This is a genomic window from Arthrobacter sp. NPDC093139, from assembly GCF_044754165.1.
Lineage (GTDB): Bacteria > Actinomycetota > Actinomycetes > Actinomycetales > Micrococcaceae > Arthrobacter.
Genome location: NZ_JBIVOO010000001.1, coordinates 458,231 through 479,320 on the forward strand (window position 1 = coordinate 458,231; position 21,090 = coordinate 479,320).

The 21,090-nt window shown below is 66.2% G+C and carries 23 protein-coding genes and 1 pseudogene; 14 read left to right on the forward strand and 10 right to left on the reverse strand.

Annotated elements, in window-relative coordinates; all coding sequences use genetic code 11:
• The first annotated feature begins 35 nt into the window (after nt 1-35).
• The 6 genes from ACIP90_RS02295 to ACIP90_RS02320 all read left to right on the forward strand — a co-directional run bounded on the left by ACIP90_RS02295 (nt 36) and on the right by ACIP90_RS02320 (nt 3,277).
• Nucleotides 36-440 carry a DUF3099 domain-containing protein gene (locus tag ACIP90_RS02295; RefSeq protein WP_400576439.1) on the forward strand — a complete coding sequence of 135 codons (405 nt, stop codon included), beginning with the start codon at nt 36-38 and terminating at the stop codon, nt 438-440.
• A complete protein-coding gene (locus tag ACIP90_RS02300; RefSeq protein ID WP_400576440.1) occupies nt 437-700 on the forward strand; it encodes a hypothetical protein in 264 nt (87 codons plus the stop codon). The genes ACIP90_RS02295 and ACIP90_RS02300 overlap by 4 nt, the downstream gene beginning before the upstream one ends.
• Nucleotides 701-1,576, forward strand: a complete 876-nt coding sequence (locus ACIP90_RS02305; protein ID WP_400576442.1) for an SURF1 family protein — start codon at nt 701-703, stop codon at nt 1,574-1,576.
• Nucleotides 1,560-2,060: a YbaK/EbsC family protein gene (locus ACIP90_RS02310; RefSeq protein ID WP_400576444.1), complete on the forward strand. Its 501-nt coding sequence runs from the start codon at nt 1,560-1,562 to the stop codon at nt 2,058-2,060. Before ACIP90_RS02305 ends, ACIP90_RS02310 begins: the two co-directional genes overlap by 17 nt.
• Nucleotides 2,061-2,174: 114 nt before the next feature.
• Nucleotides 2,175-2,732, forward strand: coding sequence for a hypothetical protein (locus ACIP90_RS02315; RefSeq protein WP_400576446.1), 558 nt, complete (start codon nt 2,175-2,177; stop codon nt 2,730-2,732).
• 2 nt (nt 2,733-2,734) lie between these two features.
• A complete protein-coding gene (locus tag ACIP90_RS02320; RefSeq protein ID WP_400576449.1) occupies nt 2,735-3,277 on the forward strand; it encodes a hypothetical protein in 543 nt (180 codons plus the stop codon).
• A gap of 356 nt (nt 3,278-3,633) precedes the next feature.
• On the opposite strand, the gene ACIP90_RS02325 is transcribed toward ACIP90_RS02320, so the two are convergent.
• Nucleotides 3,634-5,178 (reverse strand): FAD-dependent monooxygenase, encoded by a 1,545-nt coding sequence (locus ACIP90_RS02325; RefSeq protein WP_400576451.1) that lies wholly within the window; start codon nt 5,176-5,178, stop codon nt 3,634-3,636.
• Nucleotides 5,179-5,567: 389 nt separating this feature from the next.
• Between ACIP90_RS02325 and ACIP90_RS02330 the strand changes: the two are divergent.
• Nucleotides 5,568-6,060, forward strand: a pseudogene (locus ACIP90_RS02330) (DUF2975 domain-containing protein).
• Nucleotides 6,060-6,329: a helix-turn-helix domain-containing protein gene (locus ACIP90_RS02335; protein WP_400576453.1), complete on the forward strand. Its 270-nt coding sequence runs from the start codon at nt 6,060-6,062 to the stop codon at nt 6,327-6,329. Before ACIP90_RS02330 ends, ACIP90_RS02335 begins: the two are co-directional and overlap by 1 nt.
• Before the next feature lie 26 nt (nt 6,330-6,355).
• Here ACIP90_RS02335 and ACIP90_RS02340 read toward each other — a convergent pair whose 3' ends face one another.
• Nucleotides 6,356-7,954: an ABC-F family ATP-binding cassette domain-containing protein gene (locus ACIP90_RS02340; RefSeq protein ID WP_400576455.1), complete on the reverse strand. Its 1,599-nt coding sequence runs from the start codon at nt 7,952-7,954 to the stop codon at nt 6,356-6,358.
• A gap of 297 nt (nt 7,955-8,251) precedes the next feature.
• Between ACIP90_RS02340 and ACIP90_RS02345 the strand changes: the two genes are divergently transcribed.
• Genes ACIP90_RS02345 through ACIP90_RS02355 form a run of 3 tightly spaced genes read left to right on the forward strand, consistent with a single transcriptional unit; the run spans nt 8,252 to nt 10,382 of the window.
• Nucleotides 8,252-8,971 carry a biotin transporter BioY gene (locus ACIP90_RS02345; protein WP_400576458.1) on the forward strand — a complete coding sequence of 240 codons (720 nt, stop codon included), beginning with the start codon at nt 8,252-8,254 and terminating at the stop codon, nt 8,969-8,971.
• Nucleotides 8,968-9,714, forward strand: a complete 747-nt coding sequence (locus ACIP90_RS02350) for an energy-coupling factor ABC transporter ATP-binding protein (protein ID WP_400576461.1) — start codon at nt 8,968-8,970, stop codon at nt 9,712-9,714. The genes ACIP90_RS02345 and ACIP90_RS02350 overlap by 4 nt, the downstream gene beginning before the upstream one ends.
• Nucleotides 9,711-10,382, forward strand: coding sequence for an energy-coupling factor transporter transmembrane component T family protein (locus tag ACIP90_RS02355; protein ID WP_400576463.1), 672 nt, complete (start codon nt 9,711-9,713; stop codon nt 10,380-10,382). The genes ACIP90_RS02350 and ACIP90_RS02355 overlap by 4 nt, the downstream gene beginning before the upstream one ends.
• On the opposite strand, the gene ACIP90_RS02360 is transcribed toward ACIP90_RS02355, so the two are convergent.
• Both ACIP90_RS02360 and ACIP90_RS02365 read right to left on the reverse strand, forming a co-directional pair.
• The gene (locus ACIP90_RS02360; protein WP_400576465.1) at nt 10,379-11,554 is read right to left on the reverse strand and encodes a thiolase family protein; all 1,176 of its coding nucleotides are present in this window, start codon (nt 11,552-11,554) and stop codon (nt 10,379-10,381) included. The genes ACIP90_RS02355 and ACIP90_RS02360 overlap by 4 nt on opposite strands.
• Nucleotides 11,547-12,968 (reverse strand): class I adenylate-forming enzyme family protein, encoded by a 1,422-nt coding sequence (locus ACIP90_RS02365; protein WP_400576468.1) that lies wholly within the window; start codon nt 12,966-12,968, stop codon nt 11,547-11,549. The genes ACIP90_RS02360 and ACIP90_RS02365 overlap by 8 nt, the downstream gene beginning before the upstream one ends.
• Nucleotides 12,969-13,027: 59 nt before the next feature.
• Between ACIP90_RS02365 and ACIP90_RS02370 the strand changes: the two genes are divergently transcribed.
• Nucleotides 13,028-13,924, forward strand: coding sequence for a neutral zinc metallopeptidase (locus tag ACIP90_RS02370; protein WP_400576471.1), 897 nt, complete (start codon nt 13,028-13,030; stop codon nt 13,922-13,924).
• A gap of 135 nt (nt 13,925-14,059) precedes the next feature.
• On the opposite strand, the gene ACIP90_RS02375 is transcribed toward ACIP90_RS02370, so the two are convergent.
• From ACIP90_RS02375 to ACIP90_RS02400, 6 genes are all read right to left on the reverse strand, one after another.
• Complete coding sequence (locus ACIP90_RS02375) at nt 14,060-14,392, reverse strand: metal-sulfur cluster assembly factor (RefSeq protein ID WP_400576474.1); 333 nt, start codon at nt 14,390-14,392, stop codon at nt 14,060-14,062.
• Nucleotides 14,393-14,404: 12 nt separating this feature from the next.
• A complete protein-coding gene (gene sufC, locus ACIP90_RS02380; RefSeq protein WP_400576476.1) occupies nt 14,405-15,196 on the reverse strand; it encodes a Fe-S cluster assembly ATPase SufC in 792 nt (263 codons plus the stop codon).
• Between the two features lie 81 nt (nt 15,197-15,277).
• A complete protein-coding gene (locus ACIP90_RS02385) occupies nt 15,278-15,637 on the reverse strand; it encodes a non-heme iron oxygenase ferredoxin subunit (RefSeq protein ID WP_400576479.1) in 360 nt (119 codons plus the stop codon).
• 26 nt (nt 15,638-15,663) lie between these two features.
• Entirely contained in the window at nt 15,664-16,914 is a 1,251-nt protein-coding gene (gene sufD / locus ACIP90_RS02390) for a Fe-S cluster assembly protein SufD (RefSeq protein ID WP_400576482.1), read from the reverse strand.
• Nucleotides 16,914-18,377: a Fe-S cluster assembly protein SufB gene (gene sufB, locus ACIP90_RS02395; protein WP_306923537.1), complete on the reverse strand. Its 1,464-nt coding sequence runs from the start codon at nt 18,375-18,377 to the stop codon at nt 16,914-16,916. Before sufB ends, sufD begins: the two co-directional genes overlap by 1 nt.
• Complete coding sequence (locus ACIP90_RS02400) at nt 18,374-19,231, reverse strand: helix-turn-helix transcriptional regulator (protein WP_400576487.1); 858 nt, start codon at nt 19,229-19,231, stop codon at nt 18,374-18,376. The genes sufB and ACIP90_RS02400 overlap by 4 nt, the downstream gene beginning before the upstream one ends.
• A 130-nt stretch (nt 19,232-19,361) precedes the next feature.
• Here ACIP90_RS02400 and ACIP90_RS02405 point away from each other — a divergent pair, with 130 nt between their 5' ends.
• Together ACIP90_RS02405 and ACIP90_RS02410 are read left to right on the forward strand one after the other, a co-directional pair.
• The gene (locus ACIP90_RS02405; protein ID WP_400576490.1) at nt 19,362-20,330 is read left to right on the forward strand and encodes an ABC transporter ATP-binding protein; all 969 of its coding nucleotides are present in this window, start codon (nt 19,362-19,364) and stop codon (nt 20,328-20,330) included.
• The gene (locus ACIP90_RS02410) at nt 20,327-21,085 is read left to right on the forward strand and encodes an ABC transporter permease (protein WP_400576491.1); all 759 of its coding nucleotides are present in this window, start codon (nt 20,327-20,329) and stop codon (nt 21,083-21,085) included. The genes ACIP90_RS02405 and ACIP90_RS02410 overlap by 4 nt, the downstream gene beginning before the upstream one ends.
• Nucleotides 21,086-21,090 lie beyond the last annotated feature (5 nt).

Genomic DNA, 21,090 nt, shown 5'->3' on the forward strand with positions numbered 1-21,090 from the left:
CAGCAGTGACACCTCACCACCAGCCCGGACAGCCGATGCCCGAGACGCCTGGCACCGCATCCGGTCATCCGGAGGTGCACAGCATCACGGACGCAGCTGCAGCGCATTCCGAGGACATGCGGGAGCGCATGATCAAGTACGCGCTGGCTATGGGTATCCGCATGGTCTGCCTGATCCTGATCTTCGTGGTGGATGGCTGGTTCAAGCTCGTCGCTGTTGCAGGGGCAGTCTTCCTGCCGTGGATTGCCGTGGTGATCGCTAACGGTTCGGACAAGGCGGAAGTCCACAGCGACTCGCTGCTGGACTACACCCCGTATGCCGAACTGGAGGCATCCGAGGAATTGCAGTCCGCTGATGCCGGGGAGGATGTGCCGACGGTACTGCAGGGCGAGCTGATCAGCGATGAAGACGACGAGGGCCGGGAACAGAAAGCTTCATGAACATTTTCAACCTGGGCGGCGGTGAGGGCGGCGCGACCGGCCCGGACTCTGCAGCCATGTGCTCACGTAAGGCCTGTCGGGCGGACGCTGCCTGGCAGCTGCTGTGGAACAATCCGAAGATCCACACTCCGGACCGCCGCAAGGTGTGGCTGGCGTGCGGCGAGCACCGGGAGTGGCTGGAAGACTACCTGCAGACGCGCGGGCTCTGGAAGGAAACAGTCCCGCTCGATGCCGCGTCGGCTCCTGGCGGGACCAGCTGAATGTACCGTTTCCTGTTCTCCAGCAAATGGCTGGGATATCTTCTGCTGGCTGCGGTCTTCGCCACCGGATGCGTCTTCCTCGGCCGCTGGCAGATGGACCGCCGGGCAGAAGCGCTGGCGGAGGTTCACCGTGTCACATCTAACTATTCGGCCACTCCGATCAGTTTCTCGGAAGCGAAGGACCAGTTCCGCCAGCTGGACCCAGCCCGGGAATGGACGCAAGTGGAGCTGCGGGGCAGTTATGACGCAGCCGGGCAGCGGATCGTCCGCAACCGTCCCCTTAACGGCCAGCCCGGATACGAGGTGGTGGTTCCCTTCCGGCTCGTCTCCGGCGAGACCGTGGTGATTGACCGCGGCTGGCTCCCCATCGGCAACAACAATCCCGGCCGCCCGGATTCCATTCCGGCCCCGCCGTCCGGCCAGGTCACCGCCGTGGTGCGGCTCAAGCACGGCGAGCCGTCCCTCCAGCGGGGGGCTCCCGAGGGCCAGCTCGCGTCCATTGACCTGCCGGCCTATTCGGCCGAATTGGGCTATCCGCTGCTGACCGGTGCATACGGGCAGCTGGCCTCAGAAACGCCGCCCGCCGCCGAAATGCCGCAGCCGTTCCCGATGCCCTCTCTGGAAGAGGGCACCCACCTGTCCTACTCGCTCCAGTGGTTTGCCTTTGGCATTTTGATGTTTGTGGGCTTTGGCTATGCGGCCCGCCAGCAGGCCAAGAACGCAGCGATCGACGCCGAAGACGCCGAAGCAGGCGCCGCCGGTGACCACGGGGACGCCGCCGCGGCAGCCCGCCGTCGTCCTTCTGCAGCGCGCAGGCGCAAACGGGCCACGTCAGAAGAAGAGGAAGACGCGATCCTGGATGCCCAAGGATACTGAGCAGGGGATGCCGGACCCGCTTCCCGATCCGGTGGCCAATGTGCGGCGCGCCCTCACCGCCGCGGGTGTCGCGGATACCGTCAGGGTCTTTCCGGGGAAAGTGCCGACGGCGGCCGCGGCGGCCGCCGCCCTCGGCTGCGACGTCGCGGCGATCACCAACAGCCTGGTGTTCGAACTGGACGGCGCTCCCCTGCTCATTTTGGCAAGCGGCGCCGCGAGGGTGGATACCGCTTACGTCTCCGCGCAGCTGGGCGCCGGACGCATCCGCCGCGCCAGCCCGGACTTCGTCCTGGAACACACCGGGCAGGAAATAGGAGGCGTGGCCCCCGTGGGCCATCCCGAAAAGATTCACACGCTCCTGGACGCCTCCCTTGCAGAGCACGGGATGCTGTGGGCCGGAGCGGGCGACCACCACTCGATGTTCGCGATCAGCTACGAAGAGCTGCGGAGAATCACCGGCGCCCACACGTTACGGGTCCGTTAGTCTGCAGGCGGTCCAATAGCCGGCGCCGAAGCCTATGACAACGGGCTCCGAGCCTCTATTCTCTTGCCATGAGCGTTCAGGTCACGTTCTGGCGGCGCCGCCAGCGAGTGACACATGAATACTAAATACGGTCCGCCGCACGACAGCTACGCCGCGTTCCTCGCCAGGCTGGACGCCGCGACCTCCAGCCTGAGTACGCGGGCGGCGTCGCTGGACAAGGCACTGAAGGCTGTCTCCTTGCTATTGGAGCCTTATCAATCGGCCGTGCGGAAATGGGAACGCCGCCGCATCCACGTGGCCCGGCAGCTGGCCCGGCACACCGGGACGGCACAGACGTACACCGCGCTGGACGAACTCCACTATATGGCAGTCAAGATGGAATCCATGCTCCGTCTCCGCACCCTGCATGTCACGGAAAAGTTAGCGGTCATGCAAGGACGCCGCGAGGCAATCGATAAATCGCTGCTGGCGCTTGAGGTTTGCAGGGGCAAATTGAATTCCTCCCGGATGCTGTCACAGGACCGCGAAAACCTCAGCCGGGCCTTTTCTGAACTTGCAGGCTCAACCGGTGCCGCCGCAACCATTCCCGATCCGGGGCTAAGTCGCGGTCTCAAGGAAGCACGCGATGCAGTCATCTTGGCTGAAGCGCTCATGGAAGTGAAGGGGCACTGAACATGGAGAATACACAGCACGAACAGCTGGGCAGGAACACAGTCACACTCGTCCGGTGGTCCAAGAGACCCGGTGAGGATCCGCTGATCAGGTTCGTCTTGCTGAGTGTCCTTGGTTTGGTCCTCTGCCTGATCTCGATGCTCTTCTTACCCATCCTCCGAAATTTCAGTGCCATCGCATTGTTCATGGTCATCTTCCCGGCAATACTCACCGTCCCCTCAGTGTCGAGCCGGAGGAGCTTCATGCGGGACCTGACCAAGACGGTCAATGACACCATCAGCGAAGTGACAGGCGCCCGCAGCGACCGCGTCTCCGTCAGGCAGTTCCAGCAGTTGGTCAAGAGCGGCGAGCAGCTTCCGCTCCTCGTCAACGGCGTGCCCGGCTTGAACCTGCGTGTGGAACGTGGCTCAGCGCTGGAGAAGAATGCACCCGAGAAATGGCGTGTGGTCTTTACCGTGATCCCGCCGGACAACGGGACAGCCAGCTTTGATCGGCTGCTTGCCGCGGCAATTGATACCGGCCCCGAGGCGCCCACCGCCAGCTAGCAGAGGCTTCAGGGACGCCCAGGACGCAGGCCGACAGGGCCGGGCGACGCAAAGGCTGCTGGAGAGAGGCGCATCCGAACTCCCTGCCCGGCCGTGGCTCGTTGGGCGACAGCCGCCATCCGGGGTCGACCTCATCCAGCATGTCCTGTGGCGGGCCAACGGCAGCGGCCGCGGAGAGCCGGTGGATGCACCCGACGTGCAAGGTGAACTACTGTCGGCGGAGCTGAGCAGCTACGATCACGAATCAAACAGGATCGCGCGTACGTGCAGGACCTGCGTGACGGCGGTGTTCCCGACGGCCCCGCGGATCGGTCCGCCGGCCACGTTGGACTGGCTGCCCGACGGCCCAGCCTGCCCTACATTTCTTCGACATCCGAAGGTATGCCGAACCAGCCGGAGAGCGCTTCTGTAAGCGCCGGCACAGCGGTAGCGGCGGGTTCGTCGACGGCCGCGGCCCAGGCGATGTGGGCGTCGGGGCGGATCAGGAGGGCGTCGGCGGGACGGTCGATGGTTGTCCCGGTCTGGATGTCTACGCGATGCCGCCAAGCCCGTCCGGCCTCGCGGAGGTCGGCACGGCCGGCGAGGTCGAGGAGGACAGGCCGAGCGGCGTGCATGAGATCCGCGACGCTGGCCGTGCCGTTCCCGGTTTGCAGGGTGAGATCCGGGGCGAAGACCCCCGCCAAGGCATGGTGCCCGGGACCCGGTGGCGTGTAGCGAACGTCGGAGCCGGCCATCAGGGCTCCAATGCGGCGCAGCGGCTGCTCGTCGGCGAGCAGTTCCTGGAAGAGTTCGCGGAGTGCCACGGCTGCCAGGTCATGGCCGCGCCGCAGGGCCACCTGGGCCCGGGTGTGGAGCAGTGTGCGTTTGCCGGCGAGATGGCGTTCGTCCTGATAGGTGTCCAGCAGGCCGGCGGGCGCCCAGCCGTGGACGGCGGCGGCGAGCTTCCAGCCTAGGTTGACGGCGTCCAGCATGCCGGCGCCGAGCCCGACGCCCGGGGCAGGAAAGAGGTGAGCGGCATCGCCTGCCAGCAGGATCCGCCCGTCTCGGTACCGTTCGACCTGTCGCGCGTGAAACGTGAATCGGGTCAGCCGGGTGGGCTTTCCCAGGGGCAGCTCCACGCCGAGCACGCGGCGGATGCTGTGCCGGAGTTCGGCCAGGGTCATCGGCTCGTCGTCGTCGTAGTCGGCGGACTCATCCTCGCTGGTGAAGAGCACCAGCACCCCGGGGTCGGTCGACCCCACGGCAAACTCGCCGCGTTCGGTCCGGGTGAAACCGAAGCTGATCCTGCCCACGCCGGCGACGTCGAGGTCGCCGTTCTCGAGAACTGTCACGGACTCGGGGACGGTGACCGCGGCGAGCCGCTGGACCTCCGGGTACGTGGTACCGGGGAACGGAATCCCGGCCATGCCGCGCACCGGGCTGTGCGACCCGTCGCAGCCTACGAGGTATCGGGCGGTCAACCGGTCGGGCCCGTGCGGGCCGCGCACCTCAACGGTCACCGTGGCGTCGTCCTGGCTCACACCGACGACCTTCAGTCCGCGCCGGATGTCGGCGCCGAGCTCACCGGCGTAGTCGCCGAGGACGCGCTCAAGTTGCGGCTGCGGGAGCGGCAGCGCCTGCATCGGAGGATCTGCCAGTCGGGTGAAATCCACGTGCATCCCGCCGAACGGGAACCGGGGAGCAGGTCTGGGCGCGGTGCTGGCCGCTTCGAATCGCTCAAGCTCGCCCCGGTAGCGCAAGAGCTCGAGTATCTGCCCGCCGAGACCTCCAGCTTTCGGGATCTCCCGGATCTGTGGCTGCCGCTCGACTACCAGCGGCCGCACTCCCGCTTTGCACAGTTCACCGGCTAGCATCAGGCCGGTGGGGCCCGCGCCCACGATGATCACGTCGGTGTCCGTCACTGGCCGCTCCCCTCGAATCGTCCCGTCGGGTCCCCAGGCAAATGGCTCGTCGACGACAACAGACGCATGTCGCTACTCCCCTTCCGCAGGTCCCGACGTTGCGCGCTCAATTCTGCGGCACAGCCAGGGTCTTGCGGCAAGCCCCGGTGAGCGCTGTAGATTGAAATTAGGGACGGATGTGGTGCCTCCAGTTGCCCTTCGGTTGAATGCTGCGGAATCGCCGGTCCGAGTACCCCGCCCCGCAACCGCCCGATCAAGCCGCAGTCCCGCCGCCGAAACTCCAGCGCCAACACCGATCATCAATCGGTCGCCTCTCCCCCACGAACAGCTTGGCGAGTCTACCGATTATCGATAGAATCTCATTGTTAGTCGATGGAGAAGGAGTTGTGATGGGAAAGCTGACCGTCCTGGCGTTGCGCATTGTGCTCACGATGGTGCTTGCCGGCTCGCTGTTCGTACAGGTGTGGATGGTGCCGCTGCTTTCCAACGACCTTGAGGAGGCCGGCGCTCCCACCGGCCCGCGGATCGCGCTCCTCACGATTGTCGTCCTGGGCATCATGACCGTTCAGGTGACCCTGCTGGTGCGTATGGCGCCTGCTGACCATGGTGCGTCGAGGAACGGTGTTTTCCCACGCTGCGTTTCGGTACGTCGACGTCATCTTCGGCGCAGTGGCGACCGCGTCGTTGCTCATGTTCGGGATTGCGGTCATCCTCGCTCCGGGCGGAACAGCCCCCGGCATCGTCCTCCTGATCTGCGGGGCGTCCCTGATGATCGCCGGGGCAGCACTGATCGTCCTGGTACTTCGGATACTGCTGGCCCAGGCTGTCGCGCGCGATGCTGAAGCGAAACACCTCAGGAGTGAACTGGACGAGGTGATTTGATGCCCATCGTCGTCGACATCGACGTGATGCTGGCCAAACGCAAGATGCCGGTGGGCGTCCTCGCCGACCGCGTCGGGATCACGCCTGCCAACCTGGCGGTACTCAAGAACGGCAGGGCCAAGGCGGTGCGATTCACCACCCTCGAAGCACTCTGCGAAGTCCTGGACTGTCAGCCCGGGGACCTGCTGCGCTGGGAGCCCGGGGACGCGGCGGACCTGTACTCCCCCAACGAGGAAGATCGGCCCCTCGCGGGCAGGCCGGAAGCCTGACAGCCGTCACGCTTCCGCGGCAGGCCCTAGGCGAGCGTGATCAGGTCCAGGTAATCCTCATTCCAGTGGTCCTCGACGCCGTCGGGCAGCAGTACCACCCGCTCGGGGTTCAGCGCCTCCACCGCACCTTCGTCGTGGCTGACGAGGACGACGGCGCCACTGTAGTTGCGCAGCGCACCCAGGATTTCGGCACGGCTGGCAGGGTCCAGGTTGTTGGTGGGCTCATCGAGCAGGAGCACATTGGCGCTGGATGCCACGATGGTGGCCAGCGCAAGCCTCGTCTTCTCACCGCCGGAGAGAACACCGGCCGGCTTGTCGACGTCGTCCCCTGAGAACAGGAAGGAACCAAGGATCCCGCGGACCTCGGCGTCCTTCATGTCCGGCGCCGAAGAACGCATGTTCTCCAAAACCGTCCGGTCAACGTCCAATGTGTCGTGTTCCTGGGCGTAGTACCCGACCTTGAGGCCATGACCGGCGATGACATCACCGGTATCGGGCCTGTCGACGCCCGCCAGCATCCGCAGGAGCGTCGTCTTGCCGGCACCGTTGAGGCCCAGGATGACCACCTTGGAGCCGCGGTCGATGGCCAGATCCACGTCAGTGAAGATCTCGAGCGAACCGTACGACTTGCTGAGCCCCTGGGCGGTGAGCGGAGTTTTGCCGCACGGCGACGGATCCGGAAAGCGCAGGGCGGCAACCCGGTCGTTTTCACGGACGGCCTCGAGCCCGCTCAGCAGACGCTCGGCGCGCTTGGCCATGTTCTGCGCTGCCACTGCCTTTGTTGCCTTGGCACGCATCTTGTTGGCCTGGTCGAACAGAACCTGCGCCTTCTTCTCGGCGTTGGCACGCTCGCGCTTGCGGGCCCGTTCGTCCGTTTCCCGCTGCGTCAGGTAGCGCTTCCAGTCCATGTTGTAGAAATCAATCTGGGCCCGGTTGGCGTCGAGCAGGAACACCTTGTTGACAGTGGCTTCGAGCAGTTCGGTGTCGTGGCTGATCACGATCAGGCCGCCCTGGTGGTTCTTGAGGAAGTCACGCAGCCAGGCGATCGAGTCCGCGTCGAGGTGGTTGGTGGGCTCATCCAGCAGCATGGTCTCCGCACCGGAGTACAGGATGCGGGCGAGCTCCACGCGGCGGCGCTGGCCACCGGAGAGCGTCTTGAGCGGCTGGTTCAGGATGCGGTCCGGCAAGGCAAGGTTGGAGGAAATGGCGGCCGCCTCCGCCTCCGCGGCATAGCCGCCTCCGGCCAGGAACTCCGATTCAAGGCGGTCATAGCGGTTCATGGCCTTGCGCTGGACGGCGGCGTCCTCACTGGCCATCTCCTCGTGGGCCACGCGCAGTTTGCCGACCACAATGTCCAGTCCCCGCGCAGAGAGGATCCGGTCCCGCGCCAGCTGCTCCATGTCCGGCGTGCGCGGATCCTGCGGCAGGTACCCGATCTCGCCGCTCCGGGTCACCTTGCCGGCAGCCGGGAGACCCTCGCCTGCCAGCACGCGCGTCAGGGTGGTCTTTCCTGCACCGTTGCGGCCCACAAGGCCGATCTTGTCCCCCTTGTCGATCCGGAAGCTCACCTGATCCATGAGCAGCCGGGCGCCGGCGCGCAGTTCAAGATCCTGGACGGTAATCAAAGCAGGTAAGGCCTTTCACAACAGGTAACGCAGCGGCACAGCGGACATCAAGCGGTGGAGGCTCGTGGGTGCCGGGGCGGTGCGGCCGAGAGAACGGCCCCTACAAGTCTACCGGCCATAGCCCCGCCCGCTAACCGGAGCCCCTCCGCGCGGTTACGGTGCCACAGGACATATTTGTTCCCCACAGCCAGTCCCACTGCCTCCACCTTGTGGAACAGCTACAAAATTGATTTATTCCCGGGCAAGTAACGTCAACACCAGCTGATAATTGTCTGTATCTCTCCGACAGGACCTCCCATGCCCCAGACCCATCCCGTGTCCACGCACCGACGCCCGCGCTGGAACGCCACCGACCTCGGTCTCATCGCCGTCTTCGCCGCGCTCGTGGCCGGATCCGCCCTCGTCGCCGCTATTCCCGTCGGCGGACTGGGTGTCCCCATCACGCTGCAGACCCTTGCCGTGATGCTGACCGGACTGTCCCTCGGCCCTGGCCGCGCCTTCGCCGCCGTGGGACTGTACACGCTCCTTGGGCTCGCGGGGCTCCCCATTTTCAGCGGCGGACGCAGCGGGCTGGGCATCCTGGCGGGCCCGTCGGCCGGCTACATCATCGCGTTCCCCCTCGCTGCCGCAGCGGTCGGCTGGCTCGCAAGCATCGTGATCCGTCGCACCCTGAAGTACCGCGGCCTCTTCCTCTTCCTGGCCGCCATGGCCACCAGCATCGTCGTCATCCACGCTCTCGGCGTCCTCGGCATGGTGGTCAATGCCAAGCTCGATCTGTCCAAGGCCTTCCTCGCCGACCTCGCGTACTACCCGGGAGACATCGTCAAGAACGTCCTGGCGGTCACTGTGGCCCTTGCCCTGCACAAGGCCTTCCCTGACCTTCTTGTCCGCCGCGTGCGCCGGCTCGCTTCGCCGGCAGCAGCTTCTCCGGCCGAGGCCTCGCCGGAAGCTGCCGCCCCGGCTACCGCGACCTCCGCCACGGCTTCCTCCGGACAGCAGTCACCCACCCAGCCGTGAGCATTTCCCTCAGCAGCGTCGGAGTCCGGGTCGCCGTCGACGGCCACCCGGAGCCCAAGGTGCTGCTCCAGGACGTCACGCTCAGCCTGACCGAACGGCGCATCGGTGTGATCGGCGCCAACGGCTCCGGCAAGTCCACGCTGCTGCGGCTGCTGAACGGCCTTGTCGCGCCCAGCGAGGGATCCGTCACCGTTAACGGTTCGGACACTGTCCGGCACGTGCGGGCGGTCCGGCAGCAGGTGGGCTTCGTCTTCACCGATCCGCTGTCCCAGCTGGTGATGCCGACAGGCCGCGAGGACGTTGAGCTGTCGCTCCGGCGTTCGGTCCGGAACGGGGCGGAGCGCAGGGAAAGGGCCGACGCCGCGCTGGCCCGCTTCGGCCTGCTGCCCCTGGGTGACCAGAGCATCTACGAGCTCTCCGGCGGCGAACGGCAACTCCTGGCACTTGCGGCTGTGCTGGCCGTGGAACCTGAGGTGCTGGTCCTGGACGAGCCGTCCACCCTCCTGGATCTGCGCAACCGCGAACTGCTGCGCGGCACCCTCGCCGGGCTGCGGCAGCAGATCATCATGTCCACCCACGACCTGGAGCTCGCGCTGGACATGGACCGCGTGCTGGTGGTTGAGGCCGGCAGGATCGCGTTCGACGGCGGTGCTGCCGCGGCAGTCGCGCACTACCGCTCGCTCTGCACGGCCGGCCTTGAGGTCCCCAACCGCGCCGGCGCGCACCGCGGTGACGCGCAGTGAGGGGCCACGGCTTCCTGCTCGCCAACTACGTTCCGGGGACCTCCCTGATCCACCGCACGCCCCTGTGGCTCAAATTCGCGGTGGTGGTGGGCTGCGGCATGGCGTCCTTCCTGATCGTCGACTGGCGGCTGGCGGCGTCAGCCCTTGCCCTGATGTGCACGCTGTTCCTGCTCAGCGGGGCGGGACCCGCCCGCCTCCTGCGCGCCGTCCGCCCGCTGCTGCCCGTGCTGCTGGCCATCGGCCTGTTCCAGTGGTGGCAGCTCGGGGCGCCCGTAGCCGCCCGGATTGTCCTGAACATCCTGCTCTGCGTCGTGGCGGCGTCGCTGCTGACGGCCACCACGCCGCTGCAAAGGCTGCTCGACGGTGTGGTGTCCCTGGCCCGGCCGTTCACCCGCTTCGGGGCGGACCCCGAACGGTTCGCCCTCACCATCGCCATCATGCTGCGCAGCATCCCCTTCATAGCCGGGGCCTATGCGGACGTCCGCGACTCGGCAAGGGCCCGCGGCCTGGAACGCAACCCGCGTGCCCTGGTCCTGCCGGTTTTCATCACTACCGTTGCTTACGCCCGCCACACCGGGGATGCGCTGGCTGCCCGGGGCCTCGGCGAACCCGACGACGGCGGGCGCCCACACACAAACCAGGCGCCGGCTCCTGGAACCGGTTCCTAGAGCCGGGCGTACCTGAACAGGGCAGCCGTGCCCATTCCGCCGGCGATGCTGATCATCGCCAGGGCGAGCTTCTGCTCGTCCGGGGTACGGCGGGCCTGCGCCAGCAGCCTCGTCACAAGGACGGCGCCGGACGCTCCGTACGCGTGCCCGAGCGCCAGCGCCCCGCCGTCGGCATTGGCCCGGAGAGGATCGATTCCCAAGCTGTCCAGGCACGCGAGGGTCTGGGAAGCGAACGCCTCGTTGAATTCCACGAGGTCCACGGTGCCTGCGGTCTCACCCTGCGAAGCCAGCAGCAGCGAGGCAGCGGATGCCGCCCCGATGCCGAGGAACCGGGGCTCCACGCCGGCCGTCTCTGTGCCCAGGACCGCCAGGGCGTCTCTCACGCGCAGTTCGCGGGCGCGGGCCAGTGACGTGATGACGACGGCGGCAGCGCCGTCCGCGTCGAAGCAGGAGTTCCCGGCGGTGACGGTCCCGGATCCGACAAACGCAGCGGGAAACCTTGCCATGAGGGCATCAGTGAGCCGGGGCCGGGGGCCGTCGTCCGCTGTGACCGTGCCCGCCGGCCCGTCCAGCGGAACGATCTCCCGGTCAAAGGCCCCTTCCGCCGCTGCGGCAACAGCCCGGCGGTGGCTGCGGAGCGCGAATTCATCCTGACGGTCCCGGCTGATGCGGAACTCGGACGCCACATTCTCGGCGGCAACACCCATGTCAGGATCGCCGACGCTGTCCGGCGCAAACCGGGCGCGGCTGAAAAAGGCGGGGTCGCCGTCGTCGTTCCGATATGCCCGCAAAGGTGCGGTGCTGATACTTTCCACTCCGCCGGCCAGATACACCCCGCCGCCCGACGCGACGAGCCGGGACGCCAGGACGATGGCATCCAGCCCGGAGCCGCACTGCCGGTCGACGGTGAGGCCGGGAACTGTCACGGGCAAGCCCGCCTCCAGGGCGGCGAGCCGCGCAACGTTCCCGCCGCCGCCCACCGCATTGCCAATGACCACATCGGCCAGCTCAGAACCACCGACGCCGGTTTCGGCCAGCAGGGCCCTGAAGACCGGCGCGAGGAGTTGGTGGGCAGGGAGGTGCTTCAGCGCTCCATGAGCCCGGCAGATGGGCGTCCGCAGGGCGGCGATGATGACCGGCTGCCGCTCCTCAGACAGCGCCTTCTCAGACAAGGCGGCGGACCCGGGAATCGCAGGCGGTGATCCAGTCAAGCATGAGGCCGCGGCTGACCTTGCCCCGGTCCGTCACTGGCAGCTCGGCAAGGGCGAAATACTGGAGCGGCCGCTTATCCCGGGGCAGGATTTCCTCGAGGCCGGTCTTGAGCTGGGTGGCCGTGAGGCCGCCGTGTGACGGGACAATCCCCGCGACCACGCGTTGACCCCGGACGTCGTCCGCCATTCCCGCCGCGACGGCCGAAGCGACGCCAGGAACGGAGGCGAGGGCGAGTTCCACCTCATGCGGGTAGACATTCTTGCCGGCGGTGATGATCATGTCGGAGCGCCGGCCCAGGATGTGGAGTTCCCCGTCCTGCAGGTACCCCTGGTCCCCCACCGTGAACCAGCCGTTGAAGCACCGCAGTGCCTGGCCGTCGTCGCCCCACAGATACCCGTTGCTGACCATGCCGCTGCGGACGCAGATGTTTCCGGCAGCCCCCTCCGGGAGGACGCAACCTTCGTCGTCAAGAATCCTTACTTCGACCCCGGGGAATGGCCTTCCGATGCCCGTGCCGCCGGCGTCGAGGGGCACGCCGGCGGGCAGGCCGGTCCCGGAGACGAAACTCAGCTCGGAGGCGCCGTAGTACTCGAATATGGTGGCGCTTGGCGCCCATCGCCTGGCCGCTTCCAGCGTCCGGGCATCCAGCTTGGAACCTGCGCAGATGATGGTTTTCACGCCGGAGGCGTCAACGCAGCCGGTCAGCCCGCGCTCACTGAGCAGGCGCAGCATGGTGGGGACCAGGACCAGGCGGGTGATGCCGTCGTGGCTGATGGCAGTATGGGCGTCGCCTACGTCGAAGGACTCCAGCGTATGGAACTCGGTGCCTGCATAAAGGCATTCGGCGAGGGCGTAGAGGTTCAGGCTCGCCGCGAGCGGACCGGGAGCGAGGGTCTTGTCGTCCTGGCTGAGGCCAAAAAACTCTATGGAAGCCTCAAATGACTCCTGCCAGGAACGGCGGGAGCGGGTGAACGCCTTGGGCACGGACGTGGTTCCGGAGGTCAGCCCGATGAGGAAGGACGATGCCGGATCCCCGTCGGCCAGCTGGTCCCCACCAACGGAGTTCCGGGCTGCTGCCGGGGCCGGTGCGGCAGCCGGGCCGAGCAGCTGGACAATCTCCGCCAGCATGGGTTCCGGCCACGTCGGATCCAGGACGGCGCATTGTCGTTCGCCCGCCACGGCGGCGGCGAAGGCGACCGCGAAGTGTGTGGAGTTCCATTCGGTGAGCACGGTAATTTCAGCGGAGGTGCCCGCGGCAATTGCCTCCGCCTCGTCGCGGAGCGCGCCCCAACTGAGCCGCTCGCCGGCCACGACGACGGCGGTGTCGTCGGGGCGTTCAGCGGCCCAGCGCTGGAGTCTGTTGAGGAAAGGCATCGGCTCAACTTTACCGGCGGAACCTGCCCGGCCCTGCCCGGGAAGACTATTGTGACAGCATGAGCTTCAATGACGGAGTCGAACTCGACCCATCCCAGGTGGAAGACCGTCGCGGCGGCGGAATGGGCCGCGGCACGAAGATCGGCGGCGGTATCGGCGGCGGCGTCGTCCTGCTCCTTGCCGCCCTGTTCGGTATCAATCCGCAATTGCTTGAGGGTCTCATCGGCACGGGGCAGGAACAGCCCGGCGTGAGCCAGGGAACGGCGCCTGCCAAGTGCAAACTTGGCTCCGACGCCGACCAGCGGCTCGACTGCCGGATCACCGGCACGGTGAACAGCCTCAACGCGTTCTGGCCAGCGTATCTGGCCGAGTACAACGTCGAGTATCCGCGCCCGAAGACAGTTCTCTTCGAGGTCGGCACAAATACCGGCTGCGGGGCCGCCACATCCGAGGTGGGACCCTTCTACTGTCCAGCCGATACCACTGCCTACTTCGATCCGGGCTTCTTCCAGGACCTCGTGGACCGCTTCGGCTCCTCCGGCGGCCCACTGGCCCAGGAGTACGTGGTGGCGCACGAGTTCGGGCACCACGTCCAGAACGTGCTCGGGAACCTGGACAGGGCGCAGCGGGATCCGCGCGGGCCCGAGTCGGGCGCCGTCCGCGTGGAACTGCAGGCCGACTGCTACGCCGGTCTCTGGACCCGGTACGCCACCACGCAGAAGGATCCAAAGACGGGCCAGCCGTTCCTCGAGCCGCTGACCCAGAAAGACCTGAACGACGCGCTCTCGGCCGCGTCCGCCGTCGGCGATGACCGCATCCAAAAGGCCGCCACCGGCCGCGTCACGCCCGAGGCCTGGACACACGGCTCGAGTGCGCAGCGGCAGAACTGGTTCTACCGGGGCTACCAGACGGGCGACATTGCCCAGTGCGACACCTTTAGGGCCGCCACGCTGTAACAAGCCCGGCGGGGGGAATACGACGGCGGGCCCACCTTCACTGGAAGGTGGGCCCGCCGTCGTATTCCTTAGCACTGGCCTCCGCCGCGGGTTCCCTGGCCGAAGAGAAGCGAGGCTAGGGAGGCGGTGGGGATTTTAGATGTTGAACCCGAGGGCGCGCATCTGGTCCTTGCCGTCGTCGGTGATCCGCTCCGGACCCCATGGCGGCATCCACACCCAGTTCAGGCGCCACTCGTCCACTACGCCGTCAAGCGCCTTGCCGACCTGCTCTTCAAGCACATCGGTGAGCGGGCATGCAGCGGTGGTGAGGGTCATGTCGATCAGCAGGGCGCCGTCATCCTCGGAGTACTTCAGGCCGTAGAGCAGCCCGAGGTCCACGATGTTGACTCCGAGTTCGGGGTCGATGACGTCCTTGAGTGCCTCTTCGACTTCGTCCAGCCCCGTGCGGGCTGCCTCGATTTCAGTCATGGCGTGTCCTTATCAGACCTGGGCTGCGGCGGCAGGGATCGAGGCTGATCCTGCGCCCTTGGCGTAGCGGTCGTAGCCTTCTTCTTCAAGGCGGTCGGCAAGCTCCGGGCCGCCTTCTTCAACAACCTGGCCGTCAACGAAGACGTGGACGAACTCAGGCTTGATGTAGCGCAGGATGCGGGTGTAGTGCGTGATGAGCAGCGTGCCCATGTTGCCTGCGGCGTGGGCGCGGTTGACGCCCTCGGAGACGACCTTGAGCGCGTCGACGTCCAGACCGGAGTCAGTCTCGTCCAGCACGGCGAACTTGGGCTTGAAGAGCTCGAGCTGGAGGATCTCCACGCGCTTCTTCTCGCCGCCGGAGAAGCCTTCGTTGACGTTGCGCTGGGCGAAGTCGGCGTCGATGCGCAGCTGCTGCATGGCGGACTTGACGTCCTTGGTCCAGGTGCGCAGCGCCGGGGCTTCGCCGTCAATGGCTGTCTTGGCCGTGCGCAGGAAGTTGGTCATGGTCACGCCGGGGACCTCCACCGGGTACTGCATGGCCAGGAAGAGGCCGGCGCGGGCGCGCTCGTCAACGCTCATGGCGAGGACGTCTTCGCCGTCCAGGGTGATGGAACCGCCCGTGACGTTGTAGCGGGGGTGGCCCGCGATGGTGGACGCCAAGGTGGACTTGCCCGAGCCGTTGGGGCCCATGATGGCGTGGGTCTCACCCGTACGGATGGTCAGGCTGACGCCCTTCAGGATCTCTTTGGTGCCCTGCTCGGTGTCGATGCTGACGTGCAGGTCCTTGATCTCAAGAGTAGACATGTGTCGTGTTCTCCTCTGCACCTGCCCTTGCGGCGGTGCGGTCTTTTGGTCTGGAAGTTAGGTGGTTTGGTACAGGAGCGACTAGCTGAAGTTGGGAGCCTCGGCGCCGTTCAGGACGTTGGTGAAGTCGACGTAGACCTCGTCTCCGACGATCTCCACCGCGAACACGGGAACGGGATCGTAGGCCGGCAGCTGGAGCGGTTCGCCGGTGCGCAGGTCGAACTGCGATCCGTGGCCCCAGCACTCGATGGCGCAGCCTTCGACCTCACCCTCGGAGAGGGAGATGTCCGCGTGCGAGCAGGTGTCCCCAATGGCGTGGATCTCTCCCATGGAGTCCTTGACGATCGCGACTGGGTAGTCGTCGATCAGGATCCGCAGGGCCTGCTTGGGCTGGATCTCGTTGACGTTGCAGACGAGTTCGCCATTTGGCTGTTCAGTCATCCGTAATCCTGTACTTTCCGGGCTGCTTAGGAATTCGTTGCGGCGAGTTCGCGCTCAACAGCCGCGGTCAGGCGCTCTTCGAGTGCCGGAACCTTGATCTGCTGGATGATCTCATTGAGGAAGCCGCGCACGACGAGCCGCCGTGCCACCTCTTCCGGAATGCCGCGTGCCATGAGGTAGAACAGGTGTTCGTCGTCAAAGCGACCGGTGGAGCTCGCGTGTCCGGCACCTTCGATAAGACCGGTTTCGATCTCGAGGTTCGGAACCGAGTCCGCCCGGCAGCCGTCCGTCAGCACCAGGTTCTGGTTTTTCTCGTAGGAGTCGGTGCCCAGGGCCTGCTTCTGGATCAGGACGTCGCCCACCCACACGGTGTGAGCGTTCTTGCCCTGCAGGGCGCCCTTGTACAGCACGTTGGACTTGCAGTTCGGCTCGTTGTGGTCGACGAAGGACCGGTGCTCCAGGTGCTGGCCGGCGTCGGCGTAGTAGAGGCCCAGCAGTTCGGCCTCGGCGCCTTCGCCCGCGAAGCGGACGTTGGAGTTGAGCCGGACGATGGACCCGCCCAGGGACACGGCGATGTGCTTGTACACAGCGTCCTTGCCCACCTGAGCGTCATGCTGGCCCAGGTGCTTGGCGTCGTCTTCCCAGAGCTGCACGGAGATCACGGTGAGCTTTGCGCCCTCGCCGACGATGACTTCCAGGTTGCCGTTGTGGTCGGCCGCGCCGGTGTGCTCCACGATCACGACGCTGCGCGAGTTTGCACCCGCCTCCAGCACGAAGTGGGCGTTGGACCGGCGTCCGGCGCCGGCGCCGTGGACCAGGATCCGCAGCGGCTCAGCCGGCTCGGCTTCCGCAGGGATGACCAGGTGCAGGGCCTCGTCGGCGTTGGCGGAGGCGACGACGGCGGCACGGTCGGCCGGGGTCAGGACAGTTCCACGCGGTGCGGCACCGGGAGCCAGCGGGGTGCGGAGGTAGCCTTCCGGCGCGTCCACGGTGAAAGCGGCAGCCGGCTCCGGATCAACATCCGTGGCGGTGTCCGACAGGAGGTTCGCCAGCCCGCGGACCGGGCTGAAGCGCCATTCCTCCTCGCGGCCGGTGGGCAGTGCGAAGTCGGCGACGTCGAAGCTCGTGAGCCGTTCGGCGCGCGAGGACATGACGGTGACGCCGTGGTTGTGGCTGTGGTCAACCTTGGCGGAGACCAGTCCCTCGCCTTCCTCGGTGAACCCTGCGATGGAAGGGGCGCCGATGCGGGCCTTCTCAGTAGTAATTTCGGCAGTCATTAACCGACGGATCCTTCCATCTGGAGTTCAATGAGGCGGTTCAGCTCGAGGGCGTATTCCATGGGCAGCTCACGGGCGATCGGCTCGATGAAGCCGCGCACGATCATGGCCATGGCTTCGTCTTCACGCATGCCGCGGGACATGAGGTAGAAAAGCTGCTCTTCGGAAACGCGCGAGACAGTTGCCTCGTGACCCAGCTGGACGTCATCCTCGCGGATGTCGATGTACGGGTAGGTGTCCGAACGGCTGATGGTGTCCACGAGCAGGGCGTCACAGCGCACGGTGTTGGCCGAGTGCTTGGCGCCTTCACGGATCTGGACCAGGCCGCGGTAGGCTGCGCGTCCGCCGCCACGGGCCACGGACTTGGAGATGATGGAGCTCTTGGTGTTCGGCGCGATGTGGACCATCTTGGAACCCGTGTCCTGGTGCTGGCCTTCGCCGGCGAACGCGATGGACAGGGTCTCGCCCTTGGCGTGCTCGCCCGTCAGGTAGACGGCAGGGTACTTCATGGTGACCTTGGAGCCGATGTTGCCATCGATCCACTCCATGGTGGCGCCCTCTTCGCAGATGGCGCGCTTGGTCACCAGGTTGTACACGTTGTTGGACCAGTTCTGGATGGTGGTGTACCGGACGCGGGCGCCCTTCTTGACCACGATTTCCACGACGGCGGAGTGCAGGGAGTCCGAGGTGTAGATCGGAGCCGTGCAGCCTTCGATGTAGTGGACGTAGGAGTCCTCGTCCGCGATGATCAGGGTGCGCTCGAACTGGCCCATGTTTTCCGTGTTGATGCGGAAGTAGGCCTGCAGCGGAATGTCCACGTGGACGCCCTTGGGAACGTACACGAATGAACCGCCGGACCAGACGGCCGTGTTCAGCGAGGCAAACTTGTTGTCGCCCACCGGAATGATGGTGCCGAAGTACTCCTGGAAGATCTCCGGGTGCTCGCGCAGGGCGGTGTCCGTGTCCAGGAAGATGACGCCCTGGGCTTCGAGGTCCTCGCGGATCTGGTGGTAGACCACCTCGGACTCGTACTGTGCTGCCACACCGGAGACCAGGCGGCTGCGCTCGGCTTCCGGGATGCCGAGCTTTTCATACGTGTTGCGGATGTCCTCGGGCAGGTCTTCCCACGTGGCGGCCTGCTTCTCCGTGGAGCGCACGAAGTACTTGATGTTGTCGAAGTCGATTCCGGACAGGTCCGCGCCCCAGGTGGGCATGGGCTTGCGGTCGAAGTACTTCAGGCCCTTGAGACGCAGGTCCAGCATCCATTCCGGCTCGCTCTTCTTGGCCGAAATGTCGCGGACCACGTCCTCGTTAAGACCGCGCCGGGCATTTGCGCCCACGTCGTTCTTGTCGGCCCAGCCGTACTCGTAGGTGCCGATGCCGTGCAGCTCGGGGTTCTTTTCCAGAATCTCCGAAATGACAGCAGTCTCAGCAACCGTTTTCTCTGATAGTTGGTCCGTCATAGCGGCCTTTCTTGCAGATGGTTGGATACTTCGTGCAGGGTGTCCTGCCGGGTTCCGGGGGTTTCGGCCCCGGTCGCGGCCGGACGGCCTGTTGGTATGTGGGTGGTGCAGACGTGGCCGCCGCGAGCGAGCGTCGACAGCCTGCGGACATCGACGCCTACGAGGCGCGAGAACATTTCGGTTTCCGCATCACAGAACACCGGGAACTGGGTGGCCAGCTGCTGGATGGGACAGTGGCCCTGGCACAGCTGCACGCTGGAAAGAGCCGCCGGCAGCGGCGCCTTGGCCTCGATGGAGGCTGTGGATGACACGAAGCCGTCGCGGGACAGGGCGGCTGAGAGTGCCTGCGCGCGGGCCGTGATGTCCGTCCCGGCCTGCTCCACCTCGGGGGCGTAGCGGCGTTCCATCTCGGCGAAGCGCTCCACGGCGAATGTCCGGACCGCATCGGCACCGGCGATTTCCCTGAGCTGTTTAAGCGCCAGGCTGGCGATGTTCAGGTAGTCATCGCCCAGCGTGGACTGGCCCTGCGAACTGAGTACATAGCGGCGCGCGGGACGGCCGGCGCCGCTGCCTGCCCTTGCGACGCGCTTGACTTCGATAACGCCGGCGCGGGACAAATGGTCCAGGTGGCGGCGGACGGCAGCGGGGGTAAAGCCGAGCAGATCGCCGAGTTCCGCCGCGCTGACGGGGCCGTGTTCCAGCACCGCACTGAGGACGCGATCGCGCGTGCGCTCGTCGGTGTCGGCCACCGGCGCTGTTGCACCTTGGGCAGCCGGTTTTCCACCGTGCAGCACGCTGACTCGCGCGCCAGGCCCAGCCTGAGGCAGGGAAGTGGACTTTCTCATGGAATACACAACACAATCATGTCGTAATTTACTCCACCCATCCAGTAAGGCAAGGCTGGCCTGCCCCAGGGACGGCGGGGGTGACGTGCGGCGACGTAAGGCACGGAAAAGACAGTACTACTTCACGTAGAATGCTTGGGTGCGATCCCCCAAATCCCCCGTTCTTGCCATCAACGGGCTCATTAAGGACGTAGGTCCGCTGCCCACCCTCGATGGCAGGATGCTGAGGGTGGTGAGCGACGTCTCACTGGTCGCAGGACGCGGCGAGGTCACCGCGCTGCTCGGTGCCAACGGCGCCGGCAAGACCACCACGATTGAATGCGCCCAGGGACTGCAGAAGCGCTCCGGCGGAACGATTTCCCTGCTCGGCCAGGATCCCGGCAACGCCGGAGCTGACCTGCGGTCCCGCGTAGGTGTCATGCTTCAGGAAGGCGGCCTCCCGCCGTCGGCCCGTCCCCTCCCCCTCCTCCGCCACATCGCCGGGATGTACCGAAACCCCAAGCCGTTGAACGAACTCGTGGAGCGGCTTGGCATTGACACGTTCAGCCGGACCAGCGTGCGGCGCCTCTCCGGGGGCCAGAAGCAGCGGCTTGCCCTTGCGGCCGCCCTGATCGGCAACCCGGAAGTGCTGTTCCTGGACGAGCCCAGCGCGGGACTGGATCCCCAGTCACGCAAACTCGTGTTCGGGCTGATCTCTGAGCTCCGCGACAGCGGGATGGGAATCATCCTGACCACGCACCTGATGGACGACGCCCAGCGGCTGGCCGACTACGTCTACATCATCGACGCCGGCAGGAACGTGGCTGAGGGCACCGTCGCCCAGCTGCTGCAGCACCAGACGCCCGAGATGACCCACAAGGGACACGTCCGCACCCTGCACTTCGAGGCTTTGCCCGGCCTTGACTTCGCCGGCGTGCTGCCTGCAGAGGTAGAAATCCGGGAAACGCGGGCGGGCAGCTACTCAGCCACCGGAGCACTCACCCCCGACGATCTTGCCGCCCTCACCGCCTGGTGGGCGCAACACGGAGTGATGCCGGGATCGATGAGCATGGAGGCGCGCAGCCTCGAAGACGTTTTCCTCGACATATCCGGAAGGGACGTCCGATGACATCCACGCTTGGCAGCCCCGCCGCTCCCCTCCTCCGCCGCATCATCCTGCAGGGCAAATACGAAGCAGTCACCATGCTCCGAAACGGGGAACAGCTGATTCTGGCCGTCGTGCTGCCGCTACTGGCCCTGGTCGGCCTCACCGTCACACCGCTGCTGGACGGCATGGGCGACAGCAGGATCAACGCGGCCGTGCCGGGCATACTCGCTCTCTGCGCGATGTCGACGGCGTTCACGGGGCAGGGCATTTCGACGGGCTTTGACCGCCGCTACGGTGTGCTGCGCTTCCTGTCCACCACTCCGCTGGGCCGCGCCGGGCTCATCGCCGGCAAGATCCTCGCCGTCCTGGCCGTGCTCGCATTGCAGATCCTCGTAGTCTCCGCCGTTGCGTTCTCCTTGGGCTGGCAGCCGGATGCATCCGGCTGGGTACCGGGCCTGAGCCTGCTGGTGCTCGGCGCCGCGGCGTTCACGGCGCTGGGGCTGCTGGTTGCCGGCACGGTGCGGCCCGAGGCCACGCTCGCCATCACCAACCTGCTGTGGATCCTCCTGGGAGCCCTCGGCGGCATCGTGATCCCGGCAGAGCGGCTGCCGAGTATGGCCCAGGACGTCGTGCATCTGCTGCCCTCCGGGGCGCTCGGCGAAGGGCTGCGCGATGCGTTCCTGCACGGCGCAGTTAATGGCGGCGCCGTCCTTATCCTGCTGCTGTGGCTGGTTCTTGCCGGCGCGGCAGCCATCCGTTGGTTCAAGTGGAATTGAGAAAA

Excerpts from the sequence above, each read along its gene's own strand:
- ACIP90_RS02295 (WP_400576439.1), top strand. The coding sequence starts at position 36 with ATGCCCGAGACGCCTGGCACCGCATCCGGTCATCCGGAGGTGCACAGC.
- ACIP90_RS02300 (WP_400576440.1), top strand. The coding sequence starts at position 437 with ATGAACATTTTCAACCTGGGCGGCGGTGAGGGCGGCGCGACCGGCCCG.
- ACIP90_RS02305 (WP_400576442.1), top strand. The coding sequence starts at position 701 with ATGTACCGTTTCCTGTTCTCCAGCAAATGGCTGGGATATCTTCTGCTG.
- ACIP90_RS02310 (WP_400576444.1), top strand. The coding sequence starts at position 1,560 with ATGCCCAAGGATACTGAGCAGGGGATGCCGGACCCGCTTCCCGATCCG.
- ACIP90_RS02315 (WP_400576446.1), top strand. The coding sequence starts at position 2,175 with ATGAATACTAAATACGGTCCGCCGCACGACAGCTACGCCGCGTTCCTC.
- ACIP90_RS02320 (WP_400576449.1), top strand. The coding sequence starts at position 2,735 with ATGGAGAATACACAGCACGAACAGCTGGGCAGGAACACAGTCACACTC.
- ACIP90_RS02335 (WP_400576453.1), top strand. The coding sequence starts at position 6,060 with ATGCCCATCGTCGTCGACATCGACGTGATGCTGGCCAAACGCAAGATG.
- ACIP90_RS02345 (WP_400576458.1), top strand. The coding sequence starts at position 8,252 with ATGCCCCAGACCCATCCCGTGTCCACGCACCGACGCCCGCGCTGGAAC.
- ACIP90_RS02365 (WP_400576468.1), bottom strand. The coding sequence starts at position 12,968 with ATGCCTTTCCTCAACAGACTCCAGCGCTGGGCCGCTGAACGCCCCGAC.
- ACIP90_RS02370 (WP_400576471.1), top strand. The coding sequence starts at position 13,028 with ATGAGCTTCAATGACGGAGTCGAACTCGACCCATCCCAGGTGGAAGAC.
- ACIP90_RS02375 (WP_400576474.1), bottom strand. The coding sequence starts at position 14,392 with ATGACTGAAATCGAGGCAGCCCGCACGGGGCTGGACGAAGTCGAAGAG.
- sufC (WP_400576476.1), bottom strand. The coding sequence starts at position 15,196 with ATGTCTACTCTTGAGATCAAGGACCTGCACGTCAGCATCGACACCGAG.
- ACIP90_RS02385 (WP_400576479.1), bottom strand. The coding sequence starts at position 15,637 with ATGACTGAACAGCCAAATGGCGAACTCGTCTGCAACGTCAACGAGATC.
- sufD (WP_400576482.1), bottom strand. The coding sequence starts at position 16,914 with ATGACTGCCGAAATTACTACTGAGAAGGCCCGCATCGGCGCCCCTTCC.
- sufB (WP_306923537.1), bottom strand. The coding sequence starts at position 18,377 with ATGACGGACCAACTATCAGAGAAAACGGTTGCTGAGACTGCTGTCATT.
- ACIP90_RS02410 (WP_400576491.1), top strand. The coding sequence starts at position 20,327 with ATGACATCCACGCTTGGCAGCCCCGCCGCTCCCCTCCTCCGCCGCATC.